The 19,870-nt window shown below is 38.8% G+C and carries 21 protein-coding genes and 1 tRNA gene; 9 read left to right on the top strand and 13 right to left on the bottom strand.

The annotated features are described in order from the left end of the window. Nucleotides 1–130 precede the first annotated feature (130 nt). Nucleotides 131–1,165 carry a glycosyltransferase family 4 protein gene (locus kam1_RS03515; RefSeq protein WP_039721100.1) on the bottom strand — a complete coding sequence of 345 codons (1,035 nt, stop codon included), beginning with the start codon at nucleotides 1,163–1,165 and terminating at the stop codon, nucleotides 131–133. A 212-nt stretch (nucleotides 1,166–1,377) separates the two neighbouring features. Here kam1_RS03515 and kam1_RS03510 point away from each other — a divergent pair, with 212 nt between their 5' ends. From kam1_RS03510 to kam1_RS03485, 7 genes are all read left to right on the top strand, one after another. Beyond that, nucleotides 1,378–1,758, top strand: a complete 381-nt coding sequence (locus tag kam1_RS03510) for a DUF302 domain-containing protein (protein WP_143958256.1) — start codon at nucleotides 1,378–1,380, stop codon at nucleotides 1,756–1,758. 67 nt (nucleotides 1,759–1,825) lie between these two features. Further along, a complete protein-coding gene (locus kam1_RS03505) occupies nucleotides 1,826–3,661 on the top strand; it encodes a ribonucleoside triphosphate reductase (protein ID WP_039721101.1) in 1,836 nt (611 codons plus the stop codon). After that, nucleotides 3,642–4,334, top strand: coding sequence for an anaerobic ribonucleoside-triphosphate reductase activating protein (locus kam1_RS03500; RefSeq protein WP_039721102.1), 693 nt, complete (start codon nucleotides 3,642–3,644; stop codon nucleotides 4,332–4,334). The genes kam1_RS03505 and kam1_RS03500 overlap by 20 nt, the downstream gene beginning before the upstream one ends. A 25-nt stretch (nucleotides 4,335–4,359) precedes the next feature. Then, nucleotides 4,360–4,800 carry an SRPBCC domain-containing protein gene (locus tag kam1_RS03495; RefSeq protein WP_039721103.1) on the top strand — a complete coding sequence of 147 codons (441 nt, stop codon included), beginning with the start codon at nucleotides 4,360–4,362 and terminating at the stop codon, nucleotides 4,798–4,800. Between the two features lie 63 nt (nucleotides 4,801–4,863). Further along, complete coding sequence (locus kam1_RS11000) at nucleotides 4,864–4,998, top strand: hypothetical protein (protein ID WP_268747062.1); 135 nt, start codon at nucleotides 4,864–4,866, stop codon at nucleotides 4,996–4,998. 309 nt (nucleotides 4,999–5,307) lie between these two features. Then, the gene (locus tag kam1_RS03490) at nucleotides 5,308–5,736 is read left to right on the top strand and encodes a hypothetical protein (RefSeq protein ID WP_143958255.1); all 429 of its coding nucleotides are present in this window, start codon (nucleotides 5,308–5,310) and stop codon (nucleotides 5,734–5,736) included. A 141-nt stretch (nucleotides 5,737–5,877) separates the two neighbouring features. Then, a complete protein-coding gene (locus tag kam1_RS03485) occupies nucleotides 5,878–6,462 on the top strand; it encodes a beta-class carbonic anhydrase (protein ID WP_039721106.1) in 585 nt (194 codons plus the stop codon). A gap of 491 nt (nucleotides 6,463–6,953) precedes the next feature. Here kam1_RS03485 and kam1_RS03480 read toward each other — a convergent pair whose 3' ends face one another. After that, nucleotides 6,954–7,802, bottom strand: coding sequence for a class I SAM-dependent methyltransferase (locus kam1_RS03480; protein ID WP_161792027.1), 849 nt, complete (start codon nucleotides 7,800–7,802; stop codon nucleotides 6,954–6,956). A gap of 593 nt (nucleotides 7,803–8,395) precedes the next feature. After that, nucleotides 8,396–8,468 (bottom strand) — tRNA-Gln (locus kam1_RS03475). Between the two features lie 113 nt (nucleotides 8,469–8,581). On the opposite strand from kam1_RS03475, the gene ku reads away from it, so the two are divergent. Beyond that, complete coding sequence (ku, locus tag kam1_RS03470) at nucleotides 8,582–9,427, top strand: non-homologous end joining protein Ku (RefSeq protein ID WP_039721107.1); 846 nt, start codon at nucleotides 8,582–8,584, stop codon at nucleotides 9,425–9,427. Next, a complete protein-coding gene (gene ligD, locus kam1_RS03465; protein ID WP_052250446.1) occupies nucleotides 9,424–10,386 on the top strand; it encodes a non-homologous end-joining DNA ligase in 963 nt (320 codons plus the stop codon). The genes ku and ligD overlap by 4 nt, the downstream gene beginning before the upstream one ends. A 26-nt stretch (nucleotides 10,387–10,412) precedes the next feature. Here ligD and kam1_RS03460 read toward each other — a convergent pair whose 3' ends face one another. The 10 genes from kam1_RS03460 to kam1_RS03415 form a co-directional block, all read right to left on the bottom strand. After that, nucleotides 10,413–10,715 (bottom strand): GYD domain-containing protein, encoded by a 303-nt coding sequence (locus kam1_RS03460; protein ID WP_009060748.1) that lies wholly within the window; start codon nucleotides 10,713–10,715, stop codon nucleotides 10,413–10,415. An 83-nt stretch (nucleotides 10,716–10,798) separates the two neighbouring features. Further along, nucleotides 10,799–11,491: an endonuclease V gene (locus kam1_RS03455; protein ID WP_039721108.1), complete on the bottom strand. Its 693-nt coding sequence runs from the start codon at nucleotides 11,489–11,491 to the stop codon at nucleotides 10,799–10,801. 2 nt (nucleotides 11,492–11,493) lie between these two features. Then, nucleotides 11,494–11,835, bottom strand: a complete 342-nt coding sequence (hypA, locus tag kam1_RS03450) for a hydrogenase maturation nickel metallochaperone HypA (protein ID WP_039721109.1) — start codon at nucleotides 11,833–11,835, stop codon at nucleotides 11,494–11,496. A 4-nt stretch (nucleotides 11,836–11,839) separates the two neighbouring features. Then, entirely contained in the window at nucleotides 11,840–12,319 is a 480-nt protein-coding gene (locus kam1_RS03445; protein ID WP_039721110.1) for a hydrogenase maturation protease, read from the bottom strand. Nucleotides 12,320–12,357: 38 nt separating this feature from the next. Continuing rightward, entirely contained in the window at nucleotides 12,358–14,436 is a 2,079-nt protein-coding gene (mdoH, locus tag kam1_RS03440) for a glucans biosynthesis glucosyltransferase MdoH (protein WP_039721111.1), read from the bottom strand. Nucleotides 14,437–14,458: 22 nt separating this feature from the next. After that, nucleotides 14,459–14,836, bottom strand: coding sequence for a hypothetical protein (locus tag kam1_RS03435; RefSeq protein WP_143958254.1), 378 nt, complete (start codon nucleotides 14,834–14,836; stop codon nucleotides 14,459–14,461). An 11-nt stretch (nucleotides 14,837–14,847) separates the two neighbouring features. Further along, the gene (locus tag kam1_RS03430) at nucleotides 14,848–16,305 is read right to left on the bottom strand and encodes a glucan biosynthesis protein (RefSeq protein WP_244946153.1); all 1,458 of its coding nucleotides are present in this window, start codon (nucleotides 16,303–16,305) and stop codon (nucleotides 14,848–14,850) included. A 71-nt stretch (nucleotides 16,306–16,376) separates the two neighbouring features. Further along, nucleotides 16,377–17,906, bottom strand: a complete 1,530-nt coding sequence (locus kam1_RS03425; RefSeq protein ID WP_039721114.1) for a glucan biosynthesis protein D — start codon at nucleotides 17,904–17,906, stop codon at nucleotides 16,377–16,379. Between the two features lie 149 nt (nucleotides 17,907–18,055). Further along, nucleotides 18,056–18,865 (bottom strand): hydrogenase expression/formation C-terminal domain-containing protein, encoded by an 810-nt coding sequence (locus kam1_RS03420; protein WP_039721115.1) that lies wholly within the window; start codon nucleotides 18,863–18,865, stop codon nucleotides 18,056–18,058. A gap of 232 nt (nucleotides 18,866–19,097) precedes the next feature. Continuing rightward, complete coding sequence (locus kam1_RS03415; protein WP_052250469.1) at nucleotides 19,098–19,868, bottom strand: Mut7-C RNAse domain-containing protein; 771 nt, start codon at nucleotides 19,866–19,868, stop codon at nucleotides 19,098–19,100. Nucleotides 19,869–19,870: the final 2 nt, after the last annotated feature.

The raw sequence follows: 19,870 nt of genomic DNA, 5'->3' as shown, positions 1-19,870 counted from the left end.
GGGATGGGTATTCCCGCGCCGCGCTATAATTGAAAGGAAGAAAAGTCCTCAAACTTTTAAAAAAATGGTTCTGCTAGCAATCCAGTTCTTGGAATAGCCTACAACCCGCAAAAATATCAACTTGAAGCACCTACTGTGAGGGCCCTGCAATCAGCTTTTGATATAAAGTAAGATACGATTCGGCCATTTTTCGAGCAGAAAACCTCATTTCGAACCTCTGCCGACACTTCTTTCTGTCTATTTTGTGAATCTGGCGTAAAGCATCAACCGCCTCCTCCACATCTTTAACAATCCAGCCTGTAATCCCATGATCGACTACTTCTGGAATTGATCCACATGGATAAGCAATGACTGGAGTGCCGCAAGCCATTGCTTCAATCATTGACAACCCAAATGGTTCAGGCCAGCAAACAGGAAATACCAAGGCTAGCGCTCCACCCAATAATTCATTTTTTTCCTTATCCGTGATTTCGCCTAAATATTCTATATTTTCTTTTTTAAATTCAGGTAATAGTTTTTCAAAATAAGCATCATCTCCAAGCCCAACACGAGCAGCGATTTTCAACTTTACTCCCGCCTTCCTTGCTATTTGCAAGGCATCATCTACCCCTTTTTCCGGAGAAATCCTCCCTAAAAAAACAATATAATCAGATGGATTTTCGTTTAATTGATAAAGAGACAATGGAAGACCATGATGGACTGTTCCGATCCAACGGGCAAGAGGTAATGGCTTTTTCTGCGAATAAGAAATCGAAGAAAGAGGCATATCGTTAAAATTAGAAAAAAAACGGATATATTCCGGGAAATCCATTCTTCCATGAGGAGTCGTTAAATGAGGAACATTCATCCTTCGAAAAATTGGAAAATGAAAAAAGTCCGTATGGAAATGAATAATATCAAATTCTTCCTTATGCTTAATTACTTCCTCAAGTAAAAGGATATGATATATAGAGGGGTTGGCACAGGGAGTAACATCTTCCCAAAGGGCTCTAGGAATTATAGAAATTAAACGGGCTGAGGTTTTTGAATCCCCACTTGCAAAAAGGCTTACATCATGTCCTTGGCTGACAAGTTCTTCAGTCAAATAGGAGATTATCCTTTCTGTACCTCCGTACCGTGGAGGAGGAACAGGCTCATAAAGAGAGGCAACCTGGGCTATCCTCAATGAATCTTCTCCTGTTGATCTTTATTGGTTGAGTTTCTATTTGCTAAAAAAACTATAAAATATGCAAGTATTTATCTTCACTGCTTGAAAATAATCATTGAAATTAGTTTAGAAAAATAATTTATCCAGCGATTTGATAAAAAGACGACTTCCCTTCTACAACCATATTGAAAAAAAACCGGTAAGGATTAATTTTTTAATAAGGATCCATTATGCTGATTGAATACGAAAGTAGTAAAAGCATTGAAGCATTAAAAGAGGCATTGGAAGAAAAATCCAAAGCCAAAAATTTTGGAGTTTTGACAGTCCATGATATCTCCAAGACCTTAGAAACGAAGGGCTTTCCTATATCCTACAAGTGTCTTATCTTAGAAATTTGCTCACCAAAGTTTGCAAAAATAGTCCTGGAGAAAAATCCTGAAGTTTCAACTGCACTTCCTTGTAGAATAGCCATTTACGAAAAAAAAGACAAAAGGATAGTCGCTAGCCTTTCTCCTCGCCTTTTGATCGAAATGTTTCAAGCTCCTCAATTATACAAAATAGCAGAGGAAGTTGAAAGTATATTAAAAGAGATTATGCAGGAAGCCCTCTGAGAGCTTAGCCTTAAAACAGTCTCAAAACGATGTTTTTGGAATATCCTCTGGGCACATTAAAAAGGTAATGAAACAGCAGCCAAGCCCCATCTTGAGTGAAGAAATAAATCTTGTGGACAAATATCTTTCCAAAGAGGACTGGGAGGTTAAGGAAAACAGCAACATGACTTATTCCCTTCAAGGGCTCAACTTTTATATTTCTTCAAAAATTTCCAAAAGCTATTGGTTACATAAAATTTATCCTCATGAGGTCAAAGAAGCCTTTGAGCAAGGGGATATTCATATCCATAACCTTCAAGTCCTTGGCGTATATTGCATGGGTTGGGATCTTATAGACCTTCTTGAAAAAGGATTTATGGGGGCTGAAGCCAAGCTGGAAAGTGGTCCTCCCCTACATTTGAGCTCAGCTTTAAACCAGATTGTCAATTTTTTTTATACTTTACAAGGAGAAGCTGCGGGCGCACAGGCTTTATCGAACTTCGATACGCTTCTTTCTCCTTATATTCGTTATGATAATCTTAAAGAAAAAGATCTTAGACAACAACTCCAACAATTCCTATTCAATTTAAATGTCCCGACACGAGTAGGATTTCAAGCTCCTTTTACCAATTTGACAATAGACTTACGTCCGCCTCATTTTTTGCAAAACGAGCCCGTTCGGATAGGTGGAAAAACTAGAAGAGAAACCTATGGAGAATTTCAAGAAGAGATGGATTTTTTCAATCGGGTATTTTGTGAAATGTTTTTGGAAGGAGATGCTCGAGGAAGGGTTTTTACCTTTCCTATACCCACATACAATATCAGTTCTGAATTTCCCTGGGACTCTAAAGCCACTCAGGCTCTTTGGAAAATGACTGCAAAATACGGCATTCCTTATTTTGCCAATTTCATCAATTCGGAACTAAAAGTCGACGAAGTCCGAAGCATGTGTTGTCGATTAAGACTAGACTTAAGGCAACTTGCACGAAGAGGAGGAGGCCTTTTTGGTTCCAATCCTTTAACAGGATCTATCGGTGTGATCACAATCAATTTACCGCGGATTGGATATCTTTCTAAGAATGAATCTGATTTTTTTTCAAGGCTTCGAGACCTCATGGAATTGGCAAAAAAGGCACTTGAAGCCAAGCGAAAGGCTATTGAGGGGTGGATGGAAAAGGGATTATATCCATATAGCAAGTTTTACTTAAAAGGGATTTATCAACGGTTTGGCTCCTACTGGGCCAACCATTTTTCAACCATAGGGCTTGTGGGGATGAATGAAGCTTGCCTTAATTTCCTTGGGAAAAGCATTGCCGATCCTGAAGCAAAAGTTTTTGCCATAAAAGTTCTTGATGCGATGAGAGAAATTTTACTCTCTTTCCAAAAAGAAACCCAAAACAACTACAACTTAGAAGCGACTCCCGCCGAAGCAACAAGTTATCGATTGGCTCAAATCGATAAAAGAAAATACCCCCAGATCCTCGTTGCCAACGAAGAGGCTGTTAAAAAAGGCGCCGCTCCCTTCTACACCAACTCAACCCAACTTCCCGTGAATTTTACTACTGACCCATTTGTCGCCCTGGAGCATCAGGAAGCACTTCAGACACGCTATACTGGTGGCACCGTCCTTCATTTTTTTCTTGGGCAAAAAATTGACGAACCAGAATCAATTGGCTCCTTTGTCCATACTGTCTGTTCAAAGTATAAGATTCCGTATTTTACCTTAACTCCCACTTTCTCAATCTGTCCAGAACATGGGTATCTTTCAGGAGAACAATCCCATTGTCCACGTTGTGGTAAGCCTTGCGAAGTCTATTCTCGAGTTGTAGGTTATTTAAGACCGGTTGATCAGTGGAACCCTGGAAAGCAGGAAGAATTTAAACTTCGGAAAACTTATCTACTAGATGAAAGTCGGTGGCATTGATGCATTCAGTCTTATTGATTTTCCAGGCAAAACAGCAGCCGTAGTTTTCACTCAAGGATGTAACTTTCGCTGTCCCTATTGTTATGTACCCCAGCTTGTTATTCCAGAACAATACGGGACACTTGTTCCCATGGCTAAAGTTTGGCGCTTTTTAGAAGCTAGGAAAGAGAAGATCGATGGAGTCGTTATAACGGGAGGAGAACCAACCATTCAGGAAGATCTAGAGGAATTTATATGGAGCATAAAAAAAATGGGGTTTTTGGTTAAGCTCGATACCAATGGAAGTCATCCTGAAGTCTTAGAAAAACTGATGAAAACTATCGATTATGTGGCAATGGACTTCAAAGCTCCTCTTGAAAAGTATACAGAAAGCACTCGATCTACGATTGAAAAAGAACAAATAACTCAAAGCATTTCCTTACTTCTAAAAGGGAATGTAGATTACGAATTTCGAACAACATTTGTCAGCGAAGACATAACTTTTGATGATTTTAAGTCCATGGTAACAACTATCGCAGGGGCAAAAAAATATGTTCTTCAAAAATTTCTTCCTGCCTCCCCACTTGTCGATCCATCGTACAGTACAAAACATCCAATCGACTTGGACATAATTGAAAAATGGAAAAATTATGCCCTTAAGAAAATAAAAAAGGTAATTATTAGAAATTATTAAAAGATACGGATCTTCTATATAATCGATGTATACAATCTCAACAGAGATTGAAATCAAGGCAAAAAAAGAAGCTCTTTGGGACTGTCTATCTAATTTTTCTGCCTATCCATATTGGAATCCATTTATAAAGAAAATATGGTTCAAAAAACTGGAGTCTGGACAACCTCTTAGATTGCTAATTCAAGCCCCATCTTCTTTCCCAGTCTTAATGACTGGAAAAATCACGACGGTTTCTTTCCCTTCCCTTATTCGCTGGGAATGTTATTTGATCCATCCTTTTTTCCTGAAGGGCATTCATACTCTAGAATGGACAGAACATCGACCCCTTAGCGTTATCTTCCTTCATCATGAAACATTCGATGGATTCCTTTTACCTATACTTTGGAAAATGATGGAAAAAAGAGTGAGAAAAGGGTTTGAATCGATGAACCATGCCCTTAAAAATAAACTAGAATCCCTTTCTTAGATTATGAATGTTTTAATGCTCTAAATCCTCACCCCTGTCTCAATCCATACCAAGGCTAAAAGAATGCAAAGACTTAAAGAATATTTATGCAAACTTTCTTCTTTTCCGATTCATGCTCGATTGCGACTTCTCTGTAACAAGATCCATTATGGACAGCAAAGTTCTTCCCATAGCAACTGTCATAATGCTCTCACCTAAAGCTGCTACAGGACAAATGTCCATCATCTATTTTCTGGCAGGTTTTAAAATAATGGATCATATACTCACCTTGTTGATTTATAATAGATTCAAATAGGTTCATTTCCCTTTTTTTAATTGCTAAGCATCTTTATCTAGTTAATGAATCTAATGGATTGTTAATCAACTCGAAGTGTAGGTAAACCTTATTCAAAGGATTCTTCCTTCAATGCCATTGACATTCACAACTCTAAATTTTATAGACAACATGATTGTTAAAAGAAGAACATTCGTATCATACTTTGAAGCCAACCAATGTATCATAGATAGGTGAAAAAATTAATCCTTATTTTCCTCTTAGCTCCGATATCTCTTTTGATGGCTACCGACAAATGGTTAGATTACTATCCATTAAAAATAATAAAAGGTCAGGGGGGAGCCTTTTACATAGAACCCAAGACAAAATTTAAAATCTATGTGTATGGGTCTCCTGAAAAATATATACCACAAGGAATCATAATTCATAAGGGAAGCTTACTAGACGCCTTTCGAAGTAACAATGGCATCCTGAGAGATTTTATCAGGACTGCTAAGCAACACCACAGTAATGCACTGATTATTATCGACAAAAATAAGCCCATGGTATTTGCTGTTGCCGGATTTTGGCCTGCCTTTGCTTTTCCTGTAGGTGGAGGTAGTCTAATGGTTCTAGCTATACAGGACTGTTCTACGGGAACAAAGCACCATCTTGCCAATTAAAAAATCCCAAACCTAAAAATTTATCAAAAGCATGTGCTAGAAATACTTTTTTAAAAATTTTGCTTTCATTTTTGAATTAAAAAGTGCAATTGATGTTATTACATGAAAAGAGTATGTATAACCAGTTAAAGGAGAAAGGTTATGAGTCAAATATATCAAGAAGTGTTAAAGGCAAATGAGCAATATGTAGCAACTTTTGGAGATAAAGCACAATTGGCCATGCCGCCTTCGCGGCATTTTGCAATTCTTACTTGTATGGATGCAAGATTGGATCCGGCAAAGTTTGCTGGCTTAAAAGAAGGAGATGCCCATGTCATTAGAAATGCTGGAGGCAGAGCCAGTGATGACGCCATCCGTTCTTTGGTTATTTCATATAAATTATTAGGAACCAAAGAATGGTTTATTATTCACCATACAGATTGTGGCATGGAAACATTTTCAGATAGTATCATGGAAGATCTTTTAGAAAAAAGCTTGGAAACGGCTGTCCTTGAAAATGGACAATGGAAGGACGTTGGCAAGGGAAAGGGTTCTCCAGAAGGAAAATATATTCGTTGGTTAACAATAAAAAACCTATCGCAAAGCGTTGTTGAAGATGTTCTTAGGGTACGCCATCATCCTTTAGTCCCATCGTCTATTCCAATCTATGGATTTATCTATGATGTGAAATCTGGAAAGCTTGTCGAGGTGAAAGAAGCTAATGAAGTTGGGAAAGCTAAAAGCTAATTAGAGGTTGCTTTAGAATTTCCTTACAAAAGAAAAGCTCATTGGCACAAAAACTTTCCCTAAAAGCGGGCCCGTTCCCGTTTGGATTTACAAGGATGGAACGGGCTCCTTTCCCAAATTCATTCATTACAGAGGATGGTAACGTCCCGAGTTTGGGAACCATTTCATAACTTATTGTAAATCAAGCTTCGAATTTTCAAATTAGTACTACGTTCTTTCAGTTGACATCTTTGAAAAGCTTATCCGATTTTTTCCACTGCGTTTTGTATTTCGTTTTCAACACTCAATTAGAGAAAACTATAGGATGTGCTTCTGGATGGCTAAGATGGTCAAAAATATAGTTCGATGAATCTTTAAAGAGAAATACTACCAGCAGAGCATCTTGTAGTTTAGAAGATCCTCACAATTTTTTGATTTTTCCGACTCCACTGCAACGCTAAAATCTGTAGGGAAACGAAAGTCAAAGGTGCCACATACTCAGCAATTTTGACTTATAAGGGTTTTTGACAAACCGCAAGTATTGTCCAATGAATAATTTTAATTCCTTTCGAAGAACGTAGCCTTTCCAGCCTTGTTTCGATTTTTGATAAAATGGAGGCTCGCTTTGTTTGAGGGATATCTTCTAGTAAATTTCCATTACTACTTGCTTTAAAAAACTGAACAACATCCTTAGGACTTGGAAAGTAGTCTGCATATTCTTTTTGCTCAAAGTGGATGATAAAAAATCCACTTTCTTGAAGCAACTCCTTAAAGTCTTCTTTACTAAAAGAATCTTCATTCATCATTCCTTTGCTTGCAAATTCTTTACCCATCACTTCCATGATGGCATCATTAACAATTTTCAGTAGAGGAGAATTTTCAAATTTATAACCAGAAGTTATACCCAATTTCCCTCCAGGTTTTAAAATCCTATAAATTTCGACTAAGGCTGTTTCTTTGTCTCTAATCCAATAAAAAACACTGTTTAAATATACAAAATCAAAAAAATTGTCCTTAAATACTCCCAGATCCTCACTCCGGCCAAGTTGAAAGGAAAGTCCTTCTTTCATTCTCTGTTTAGCAATCTCTATTCGATAAGGGGACGGATCCATTCCAATTACCCATCCCTTAGGACCAACGAGTTCTTTCAAATAGGCAGTAAGTCTTCCCGTTCCACACCCTAAATCAAGAACAAAACTCCCTGGGGTAACCTTTAAAAGTTTGATAAGTTCTTTTCCTTGAATGTATTGAGGAGTACTCAGCTTATCGTAGAGCCTAGCAAGTTCAAGAGAATCATTCGCTACAGGATCATAGGCAGATAAATTTAAAGAAAAAAAATTAAAACTCCATGAAATCAACAAGATTATATTTAAATACGTTTTTGTCCTTTTTTTCTTCTGCTTTTTTAGCAGTAGAAAAGAGAGTGCTTTTTTGTTTTGTTGGTTGTGTTTTAAAAACATAGAGTATCCTATTTTCTTTAGTCTTCCCTCTTCTGCTTGAGCTTTCCAAAGTCTTTTAGCGATTCTTCATTAATAAGAAGTGTTTAAAGGGGTTAAAAACAATCCTGAATTGATTGAATGGTTTTATTACTTTTATAATTAATAAGGATCTGGGATAAATGAAAGATATGGTTTCGATAACTGATGCTCAACAACTCATGGAGTAGCTGAGATCTGCACTCTAATGAGAACAGCAACAGGGCTAAGCTTCTTCTTGCACCAACTAGCTCTATCACTCCCCAAACTCTTCTTCCATCCAAAGAAGAAAAATCCAGTCCTAATTTTCATCGTGTAAAAGAGGATGGTCTGTAAATGTGGTAACACTTCCACCTTTCGGACTGCTTCTTGGTCCTAATCTAATTGATTGGCTTATACCTCCTAGTGCTATGGGTTGGGAAACATTGGAGGGAAAAAGAATTGGCAAAAGTCTTGAAAAAAAACTTTTTCAAATCCTGCTGCCGCGCTAGGATTCGAACCTAGAACACTCAGATCCAGAGTCTGATGTGCTACCAATTGCACCACGCGGCATAATTTGTCTCTTCTTCCTTATTCAGCTTTTGAAGAATTGCAAGCATTCCTTTTCATCTTTTTTATTCCAACTGGTTGTTGCCTCCTCTATTGATAGAACTTATTATTAATTCATGCGAGCCCTATGGAAAGGGACCATCAGTTTTGGGCTTGTGACGATTCCGGTCAAGCTGTATCCTGCCATAAAAACCGAACCATTGCGGTTTAAATTCCTTCGACGCAGTGATCTTTCGCCTATAACGAACAAACGGGTGGCTGTGACAGATCAAAAAGAAGTGCCCTGGGATCAAGTAGTTCGTGGGTATGAATATGAAAAAGGCAAATTTGTGATTCTGAAAGATGAAGACTTTGATCGAGTCGATGTAGAAGCCATTCATACTGTTAAAGTTTTAGATTTTGTTGCGCTTTCTGAAATTGATCCCATTTACTTCGAAAAACCCTATTATTTGTTTCCAGATAAAGGTGGAGAAAAAGCCTACCAATTATTCCATTATGGTTTAATCAAGACTGGGAAAACTGCCATCGCCAAGATTATATTACACAACAAGGAGCATTTGGCCGCATTGAAACCAAAAAATTCCTTCCTGACTCTTGAACTGATGTATTTTCAAAGAGAAATTGTTGATCCCAAAGAACTAGGCTCTCCACCAAAAGTCGAATTGGATGAACGTGAAAAGAAAATGGCAATAGAATTGATCGAAAAAATGTCTGTACCTTGGGATCCAAGCAGGTATCAAGACGAATATTCGAAAGCTATTGAAAAACTCATTAAAGAGAAAATCAAAAAAGGATATACAGAAGTATCCAAGGAAAGAAAGCCTCAAACTATAGGAAAAGAACAAAAGGATCTTGTTTCTCTGCTTGAAGAAAGTTTGAGAATGGGGAATGGTCGATCAAGGATTTCTACAGGCTCTGGGTTAAAGCAGGAGAATAAAAAAGGAAAAAAGGGAAAAGAGTGAACTTAGATCTCTTAAAGTTACCTAAATTGGAACCTATGTTTTTAGAGCCGATGCTAGCCAAAAGCAGTCATTGCCAGCTTCCTTATCCGGGCTGGATTTATGAACCTAAAATTGATGGGATGAGGATTATTGCTGTCAAATTCGACAATCAAAAGACTATTCTTTTTTCTCGAAGGAAGTTATCAGAAAATGAAAAATTTCCCGACATTCTTAAAACTTTAAGTTCTTCTGAAGAATCCACATGGGTTCTAGATGGAGAAATTGCTGCTCTCGACCAACAGGGCAAACCTTCTTTTAATCTTCTTCAAAGGGCTAGAGACAAAGTTTTGACCGTTTTTTATCTCTTCGATCTGCTTTCTTTAAGGAAGCGCGACCTGCGCAGATTGCCTCTTAGCACCAGAAAAGATCTTCTTTACCACTTCTTTTCTCATCTTCCCTCCCCTGTCCGCTTGATTCCCTATTTTTCTGAAGAACCAAAGAAGGTCGCCGCAAAAATTAAAGAGTTAGGTTTTGAAGGAGTCGTTGCAAAACGTGCTGACTCTGTCTACACATCGGGGAAAAGATCTTCAGCGTGGTTGAAATTCAAGTTTTTAAAGCGACAGGAGTTTGTCATTATAGGTTGGACAGAGCCAAAAGGCTCGCTAAAGCCTTTTGGCTCTCTTCTTTTAGGTTATTATCAAAATAATGTTCTCTGCTATGCCGGTAGGGTAGGCAGTGGGTTTTCAGAACAAACAGCTCTGGAGCTTTATACGCTCCTAAAAAAGCTTGAAATTTCTTCTTCCCCATTCAGTCAGACACCACCCATTCAATTTCCTAGATCTCTTTCTATCCACTGGACAAAACCAATGATTCTTTGCGAAGTTGCATTTAGGGAATGGACGGCACTTGGTAAAATCCGCCAGCCCATTTTTGTAGGAATCCGTACAGACAAAAGTCCTTTAGAAGTCACTCGCGAATAAAACAAAAGCCCTCTTCTTTTAATCAATCATTTCTTATGAATAGCCATAGAGGAAACAAACTCATCCCAGGGGACAGCTGACATCGTTTCGGTGATTTCTTTTCCATATCCCCGGAGTATCATTGCTGCTTTTTCTACCTCAGCTACATCTTTTGCCTCAACAATGTCCACAATGTCATATTCTCCTAGCGTCGCATAGCTTTCTTTCCATTTTATCCCCGGGCATTCCTCTTTGATCTTACTGGAAACTACCTTTGATAAATTTTTGATTTCTGATGGCTCTTTCATACTCTCTGGAGTTAAACGGCTAAGGATAATAAAAGTGGGCATAGGTTCGCTCCTTTTCTAATAATTGTAACTTTTTTTCTATCAGAAACAACCTGTTCTTCTGAACAAAATACAAGAATCCATGATCACAGAGGTGAACGAACGAATTCGGCACGACATAACCTAGCAGCTTGTCTAGCAAGTCTTAATGGTTCTGGCGTCCTATATTTTCTGGTATAGCAAAGCACAATTTCTATCGCTGTCTCCCAATCAAGTCGGTAGCCTGGATGCACAACAAGCGGGGCTTTGTTCTCTTGAGTTCTAAGCCAAAAGGCAACAGTTTCGTTCTCGATTCGAAGTTCAGATCTATCTCCTCTGTTCTTTCCAGGAAGAGCGCCTGTGGCTATTAAAGGTTTTCTTGTGATCCCCACCGTTGGAATATCCAGCTTATAACCCAAATGCAGAGCCAAACCCGCTCTGTGAGGATGATCCCTTGAAGTTGCATTCACAAAAAGAAGCTCAGGGCGAAGATTAAGTCCAACGACAGCTTTTTCTAATAACGGTCCATCTCTTAAAGCAAGCAACCCTGGAATATAATCGAAAGAAGCTCTTTCAGAAATAGTAAAAGTCTTTACTTGTCCATCTGGGAAAAGAGCAATGGCAGCCCCCCACCCTTGATCGGATTTTTTACCGGGTCCACTTGTTTGTCGTAAATAACAGATAAAGACTGCAGCACAGACAAATGGTTTAGAAGGTTTTTCCCAATTTGAAACAGAAAGCCTGGCTATTCGTTTCTGTTCTGAAATCAACTCTTCTATGGTTGTAGGCCACCCATCCACCTTTACTCGACCTCTATACTATCTACTGTTAATTCTTTGCCCTCTTCGGATAAAATCATGACTCCCTCACAGTCAGGACAGCTCTCGCCAATTTTTCCTACAAATCCTTCCTTTTGACAACTTAAGCAGTAGGCTTTGACAAGAATTTCTTCAATATGAAGTTCAGCTCCTTCGGCAATTGTTCCTTTAGAAGCAATCGAAAAGGAAAACTTCATTGCCTCTGGTTCAACAAGGGCTAAGGGACCTGTCTTTAAGACAATTTTTTTGACCTTTTGAAATCCTAATTCTAGAGACTTTTCCTCAAGCAAAGAAACCAATGATTCGCACAGGGAGAGTTCATGCATAGCTTTAGGTAAGCTCGGGTTCTTTTGAACTAAACTCTTTTTTGAACATTTCTACAAGTCTCTCAATTGCTTCTTTTACTGGTTCTGAAAGACCAATCCCATAGCCCACCTCTTTAACCTCGACTAAATAGATTTTGATGTTTTTAGGAAACCTTTCCTTATAAAGCCATTTACCCCATTTCAAGGCATCATCCCAGCGGAAAGAATGAAGATCGGCATAGGAATCTGTTTCTAGCAATTTTTCAAACTGCTCGCCGTCAACCATAAAAATTGTTCCAGGGATAGATCCACTCTTTATTCCATCGATCACAATCAATGAATCATATTCCTCCAGATCATCTAAAAGAGAAAACCCCGATGTTCCATAATCAATGAGTTTTACAGGCAGGGGTGGATGCAATGAAGCAAGCCTGCGGATCAACTCAGGTCCAAGCCCATCATCTTTTCTAAGCAATTGACCACAACCAATAATAGTAATAGCCATTAAGAAGTATTCTAACACGGTTCGTTTTGTTTTTCATCTTACCTTTCGGCATCTCCCACCCAGAGCTTCCAGATGGGTGGATCGGCAGTCCATATTTTCTTATGAAGAAGGCTCAAGCTATAGGGATCCCTTAAGAGCGCTTTTTTTTCGAAAGAGGATAAAGACTCAGGGCCATTTTGAAGAGAACGTTCAATTAATTGGTGTTTCCATTCTTTAATCTCCCTAGACTCCTTTTTGCATTTTGACAAGCCAATGCAGGCGAGATGGAGTGCATGGATCAACGGATCCACGACTGCAGATCTAAAGCCATAAATTGAGAGTCCTCTTCTAACATAAGAAGCCTTTTCGTTTAGCGCTTTTTTTAGCGCAACGATGACAGGAGTTGGATCTGACTCGACAGGAACCGTAAAGATTCCTTTTTCTTTTGCCTTTATTCCTAAAGAGATCCTACTGGAAAGCACAGCTAGAGGAATGGAAAGCAAAAAAGAAAAAATAACAGGTAAAAGCCACCAGAAACTCGAAGGATTTAATAGGTAGCTACCAATCCCAAGAGCCATGCCAATAATAGTCACAGGAAAAAAATGATAAAATCCGTCTTTCCAAGAAAATTCAGCTCCTTCCCGTATCTGTTTGCCCCAGCTGACCCTCTTCCCCAAGAAAGCAGATAAAATAAAAAGTCCATGGAATAGTGCTTTGATAGGAGCAATCAAGGTCGAAAACAGAATTTCTAGGAATACACTTTCTAGAAGATTTTTCAGCCCTCCATATTTTCCCAATTCCCTAGCCCAAATCACAAGAAGCACCCCTAAGAGCTTCGGCATTAATAATACCAAAAGAGTAAACAGAAAAAGCAATGCTGCCCAATCAGCATGAAAAACAGGCCAGCTAGGGAAAAGACTTAACCCTTGAGGAAAGTAGTTTGGAACGATAAAAATATGAAGCAGACTTTCCAGAGTAGTAAGCACTAGAAACCCTCCCCAAAGTACCGCTGAACCATAGGCCATCACACCGTTAAGGAAAAGAAATCGATTAAAGATAAACAAACCTTTAGAAAAGATGAGTCGAAGATGTTGAAGATTTCCTTGACACCACCTCCTGTCTCTTTTCAATTCATCAAGAAGGGTTGGAGGCAGTTCTTCATAGCTATCCTCAAGCTCGTAAGCTAACCAAACCGAATAGCCTGATTTTCTCAAAAGGGCCGATTCGACGAAATCATGGCTAAGGATTTCTCCGCCAAATGGCAGCCTATCCGATAGTTTTGGCAAGCCACAATATTTTATGAAGGGCTCGGTCCGGATAATTGCATTATGTCCCCAATATTGGCCATCTCCAAGCTGCCAATAATGAATGCCAGCAGCAAACATGGAACCCAAAAGATGGCTTGAAAACTGTTCTATCCGAGAAAAAAGAGAACTGGCACCAAGCGCTTTAGGAACTGTTTGAACCAATCCAACAGATGGATTGGATTCCATGATTTCCACAAGCCTTATCATTGTTTGCCCTCCCATAAGACTGTCCGCATCTAGAACAATTAAGTATTTGTAATAAGCAGCCCAGCGCCTACAAAATTCAGCGATATTCCCACTTTTCTTTTTTAACCGTACTCTTCTTATCCTATAAAGAATTTTGCCTATGCCGTTGACTTTTCTGCAAAGATTCGCCCAGCCAATCTCCTCTTCTATCTGGTTGTCTGGACTATCCGAATCGCTAAGGATAAAAAAATCAAAAAAAGAAAGTTTCCCATTTTCTTCTATGGACCTATAAATGGCCTCGATCCCGGCACAAATCCTTTCAACTTTTTCACAATAAATGGGCATTAAGACAGCCACTTTGGTTTCGGCCATAATAGATTTGGATTCATCCCGCATTGCTTTCAACTTTTCTTTATTTCCAACAAGCAGCAGAAACCCTGCAATCGCCGTCCATAAACCGATCGATATCCAACCAAAAAGAATTCCAAAAAGAATAATGATGGCTATTTCCAGGGGATTGGACCCCTTGTATGGAAGAATTTCCGCCATGAACTCGCTGGCTATTATGGTGGGAACGATTACCAGAAATAGTAGTAGAATCCTTCGCCTCAGCGCAATCTTTTCCCAAAAGCTTTGCTGTATCATCGAGGTTTTTCGTTATATAAAACTAAGCAGACTTCCTTTGTAACCGACCCAAAAATGCAACAATCTTCAAAAACTGGTTTGGTTCCAAGAGTACAGAAGCCGTCATTGATTTTCTTTTGATCGGCAGCATCGCTGCTACTAAGGGCTTAGAAAAAGTTGGATCAAAGCAAAACCTATTTTCTTTGACCTCAAAGAACTGTTGCAGCTCCATCTCAATCCACTGCCTAAGAAAGGCTTCATTATTTTTAGCACCAGAACAAAAAAATCTAAATGTATCAAAAACTCCTTCAGGATTATCCGCAGAGCTAAAAGCCTCCTCTAGAGCTTGCCTAGCCTCCTTTTCTTCACAAGCACAAAGGCTCGCATAGAAAAGAAGCCTCTCTTTTAGAAAAGATGCCATTTGATTATCCTTCATTTGAACAATTCTTGATACCACCTTTCGGTCAGTTTTTTCCCTGTATTTTCTAGCCAACCTTCTACTCGCAGTGGTTCTCTACCGTTCTCCTGGATTTGCACTTCTAGCAGCGCCGTTTTTTCTTGAGCCTCCCATCCAACAGTAGCGTAAAGGAGCTCTCCTCCCGACAGAACATGAACCACTGGATTAAATCCTAAAGCAGCATTCTCTTCCAGTAATTCTCCCTTAAAACTGAGTAGCATAGCTGTTTTACCCTGAGATGTCTTTGTTCGATCCACTCTTGCCGAAATGACTTTGCCCAATTTTCCCTCTGCTGGCACCTCTCCTTTGAGCCAACAGACTGAATAACTAAAGCTCAGTGACTGACCAGCAAAAGGGGTTTTGGATGGCGTCCAGAAAAGCAGAATGTTTTTGTTCAAATCATCTTTGAGTGGAACCTCCACCAATTCAACTTCTCCATCTTCTAGAAATCCGCTGTTTAACTGTACCCAAGCAGAGGGCATATCCTGAAAGCTTCTATGGATATCCTGGTAATGATCATAAAGTCTATTCCTTTGAACTAATCCGAATCCCAAAAGTTGGCCTTTAGCTATTTCTTTTACAACCAAGCGTGAAGGATTTTCCAAAGGGCTCCATGTCCAATCTCCAGTAGCCGACTCAATTAGTAGTCCGTCAGCCTCATGAACCTGAGGTCTATAATCCGACAGGACTTTGGGACCATTTTCTCCATACTCAAACATGGCAGACAGAGGAGCTATCCCAATTTTTTTTGGAGAAGAACGAAAAAAGAGTTGTGTATCAATTTTGCACACCGTAGAGAAGCCCTCAGATAGAATAATAAACCGACAGGCTTGAGTGATACTAGGGGAATCCACAATTGAGTAGAGTTCGAGCTCAGAATCCTCTTTTTTTGGCTTTACAAGCCAAAACTCTCTAAAAAAAGGAAACTCCTCGCCTTCGGCTAAAGCCGTATTGATAGCTATTGTTCGAGCTGTTATTCCAGGGATTTGTCCACAAGTGAGTCCCTGGAAAAAACAGGCGCCAAGAAACTTTGCAATCATACAATATTCTTTTTTCTGCCAGTCTGTACTATAAACTGAAAAGCCAGCAAAACCGATATCTCTCTCAATCGGCTTTTTTTCTATTGAAGGCCCATAAAAAAAAGATTTTTCCAAAAATTCAATTTTCTTTTCTTGCTCATGTACTACTTCAAAGATAGTAACGGGCACCCTGAAAATGGAACCCAAGTGATAAAACTGAATCTCAAAAGGAAGTTTTTCTTCTCTCCAAAGACTGTTATTGGCATCAAATCGGATCGCTTCCCATTGGCCATAAGAGAGTTTTTCTAACCAGCTAGGAAGGCGGCTCCGTGGCTCACGAAAAGGTAGATTCGATAGCCCCCTAGCCTTTGTTTTGATTTCTTCCCAGAAGTTCGGTTGAGAAAAACCTTCCAAAGGAAAAAAGAAAAGAAATGTCAGGTAAAAAAAATAATCCCAATCCAGCCTTTCATTTGTCTTTCATTTGTTTATGGAAAATCGACATAATCCCAAGTCTCAGTCAAAGGAAAGTCTTTTGCTTCAAGATAAGCTTTTAGTGGGATGGGTCCTGCTTCTTGCCTTTGAATCTTAAAAGTTAACCGAAACCCATTGACATACGAATTTCTTTCTATTCTAAGTTCAATCAATTTAGCACCCTGTCCAACAAGCAGAATAGGCTGTGGATCCAACCCTTCAGAAGATCCAGGAATGGAGAAATCCACAACATACTCTCGGATGGTCTTGTCAAGTTGTGCGTAGCGAGTAGAAACTACACGGCCAATCTCCGAACCAGCTATCACATCCCTACCCCAAAAAATCGTATAAGCATAGTGAAACTGCTTCTGTGAAAGGGCAGGGGTATTGGAAACAAAGTAACAGACAATGTTGTCTTTGGTTTCTGTTGTCGTGGGAAGCTCGACAAGTTCCACATGTCCCTCTTCCCATCCTTGACTTGGGATAATCCAAGCACTAGGCCTAGATTCATAATGAAGAAGGAGCGATTTATAATGGTCGAAATTTCTATCTCTTTGCATCAATCCAAACCCAAGTAGCTTTCCACGAATCGGAAATTCAAAGGAAGAAAAGAAGGGTGGATTTTGCAAAGGTCTCCAAATCCATTCACCAGTATCCAACTGAATAGAAAGCCCATCGGAATCGTGTTCTTCTGGATGCAAAGGATTATAGAGAAGTGGGCTATTTTCACCCTGTAGAAACATGCTCGTTAGAGGGGCAATTCCCAATTTTTCCACTGTTTTTCTTAAAAAAATGTAATTTTCAATCTCCAGTTTACTCGTTTCTCCTGGACTAAATAAAAAATGAAAGGCTCCTGTAAGACTTTCTCCATCGAGTAACGCATAAAAAGAAAGGGACCGATCCTCTTTTTTCGGTTCTTCAATCCAAAATTCCCTATAATACGGAAATTCTTCTTTACTGCTTCCTGTAGTATTGACAGCTATAGCCCGTGCTGAAAGGCCCCAGGTCTGTCCCAGTCCCAAGCTGCGAAAATAGCTGGCCCCAACAATCGAAAAAAGTTCCAACCATCCCCCTTTTTCTTTCGAATCATAAAATACTCTAAAGCCAGAAAATCCAAGATTTTTTGGCAATTTCCCAAGCTCCACGTTCTTAAAATCAAAAAGTGAAGGTTCAAAATCATAGTTCTTTTCTTCGCCATTGGCAGTGATCAGATGGAGAAAAACTGGCTGACAGAAAAGATATCCTAAGGGAAAAGGCTTAATCACAAACCGACTTTCATTGGGAATGATTCCTCTTGGATCTTTAAAACTAATACCAAACCACTGGTCATAACTAAGATTGGAAAGTTGGGCAGGAACTGGTGGAGGCTGCAGATAAGAAGTGAATGAAAGTTCTTTTGCTTTCTTTACAAGCCTAGAGAAAAAAGAAACATTCTCTTTAGCTTTAGGTTGTTTTCCTGTGGTTTTGTATTTAGAAGCACCAAAGAAAACAAAGAGTAGAAAAAGGCCTAGAGAAAGGGGACAGAGAAAAACAAATTTTTTCATTCAGCATTAAAGCTAGTCATTTCATAACTATTTTTGCCTCTCCGTCGATTATTTCCTTACCAGTAAGGAGGACTATGTTGCCCTAAAAAGTAAGATGTGGCTAATACTTTAGAGCATAGGGAAAAGGGAAAAAAGAAAATTTCGTGAAATTATGGTTTTAGCTGGGCAGCTATTTTTTCTAGTCTTCGAGCGCTTATTCTAAGTTCTGAGCTAACAGGAAACAAGGAATAAGGAAATTCGCAGACAAGTAGGCCTAACTCCCTCCTATTTATTGCTACATCGGTAAGCTCTTCAATCCACCAGATATTTTTCCATGGAGTCCCAAAAACCCAAGCCTGCTTTTGTTGAGAATAAATTGTAATTGCAGTTTTTGGTAACAGGCTAAACAACGTTTTTTTATCCTGAGGAACTAGGGGAAGAAGATTCAATTGAATCTTTTTTTCGTTCATAGCCAAATGGTTTCCTTTCGTATCCCTCACTAAAGAACTGATGAGTGCCTGAAATCCTACGCTCGTTGATTTGAGGGATGGAAGCATAGTGTCAAAATCCAAGTTTTGTAGACGTTCTTCTCGTTCGGCAGATACAAATCTAGGGATTAATCCGATTTCAATACTCAAATTAGAAACTTTGTCAGAAATGATTTTGTTTTCTACCCACCAGACACCGGAAAACAAGGTTTGCTGAGCAGCAAACACAGCTCCAGCATTAGAATAAAAAATACAGAGCTCACCCAATCCTAGAATCCGGAAAAATTCTTCAATCTCATTTTGGACTACAACTGATAAATCATAAACGATGTTCTTTTTACTTTCTATTAAGACTGCATAAAGGGCTTTGATAATATCACTTATTAAATTAAAAGAGCGAAGATTCCCTTTCAGATATCCAGGACAAAACATACTTTTCAATTGGGATAGAAGATCAAAGAATTTTTTATACTTATCTAACTTTTTTTTCAATGTATCCCTCTATAAACTAAAGACTTAAACTTATAATTCTATTCCCAAAAATAACACAAAACACAACCCAACAATATCATATTTTAGTCAAGAAAAAATATACGAATTTTACCTTCTTAACAATCCCTTAATTTCCCTAAACAAGTATATTTTTATGGAATATCCCTTCCCTTTCTACAATTCATTCATACTTTTAAGGGATAAGCATAAAATCCTGGCATACCCAAAGAAGTTAGTAAGCATGAATCTGAAGCCAAAGAACTAGTGACTTCATCCGATGATAATGACTCCCCGGCCAATAAATTTTAGCACAACATTGACATTTTAAAAAAGAATTATGTATTTCACAGACTTTTGGAGGAACAACATTTTTAATTTCTACTTTGTTTACAGATTGAAGTAGGCCATTACAGCGGAGGCACCTTCCAAAAGGACTAAGATTTTCTTTTAAATGGAACTCCCTTAGGATTTCTATGGCTTGCAGTCTGGGCTCAATGGCTCGGACAAAATAGCCTTGCTTGACTTTTTTTCTTTTCAAAAGTCCTGGATCTCTCGTTAATAAAATTCTTTCCTCTGCATAGGCAATATCTGCCAGTTGCGCATCAGAATAGGTATTGTTGTAGAGAGTATCAAAGCCAAGCAGTCGCAAATATCGAGCTAGGGTCCCTAAATGGACATCAAGAATAAATTTAAATTGTTTTGGCCTTTCAAAAAGAATTGGAGCTAATTTTCCAATGTCGATCGTTTTAAAATGAGGGAAAACGCTCACAAGAGCACCCTCTATAACTTTTTGTTCGAAACTAGCAGGAAGACTATTACAGAGGATGAGTCCAATTTCGGTATGGGGCACTCCAAAAGACTCAATGGCATCTTTTAAAGTGGTATGTTTGCCAAAGGCTTTTTTTATTTCTTTTTGTCTTTTCCAGACTGGAAGAAAATCATTCAGCAAAGAATAAAAGCGAAAGGTTAATTCAAACTCCTTGGCAGCATCGTCTGCTGCCATTG

It is taken from the genome of Methylacidiphilum kamchatkense Kam1, from assembly GCF_007475525.1.
GTDB classification, from domain to species: domain Bacteria; phylum Verrucomicrobiota; class Verrucomicrobiia; order Methylacidiphilales; family Methylacidiphilaceae; genus Methylacidiphilum; species Methylacidiphilum kamchatkense.
This window is presented reverse-complemented; position numbering and strand designations above follow the sequence as displayed.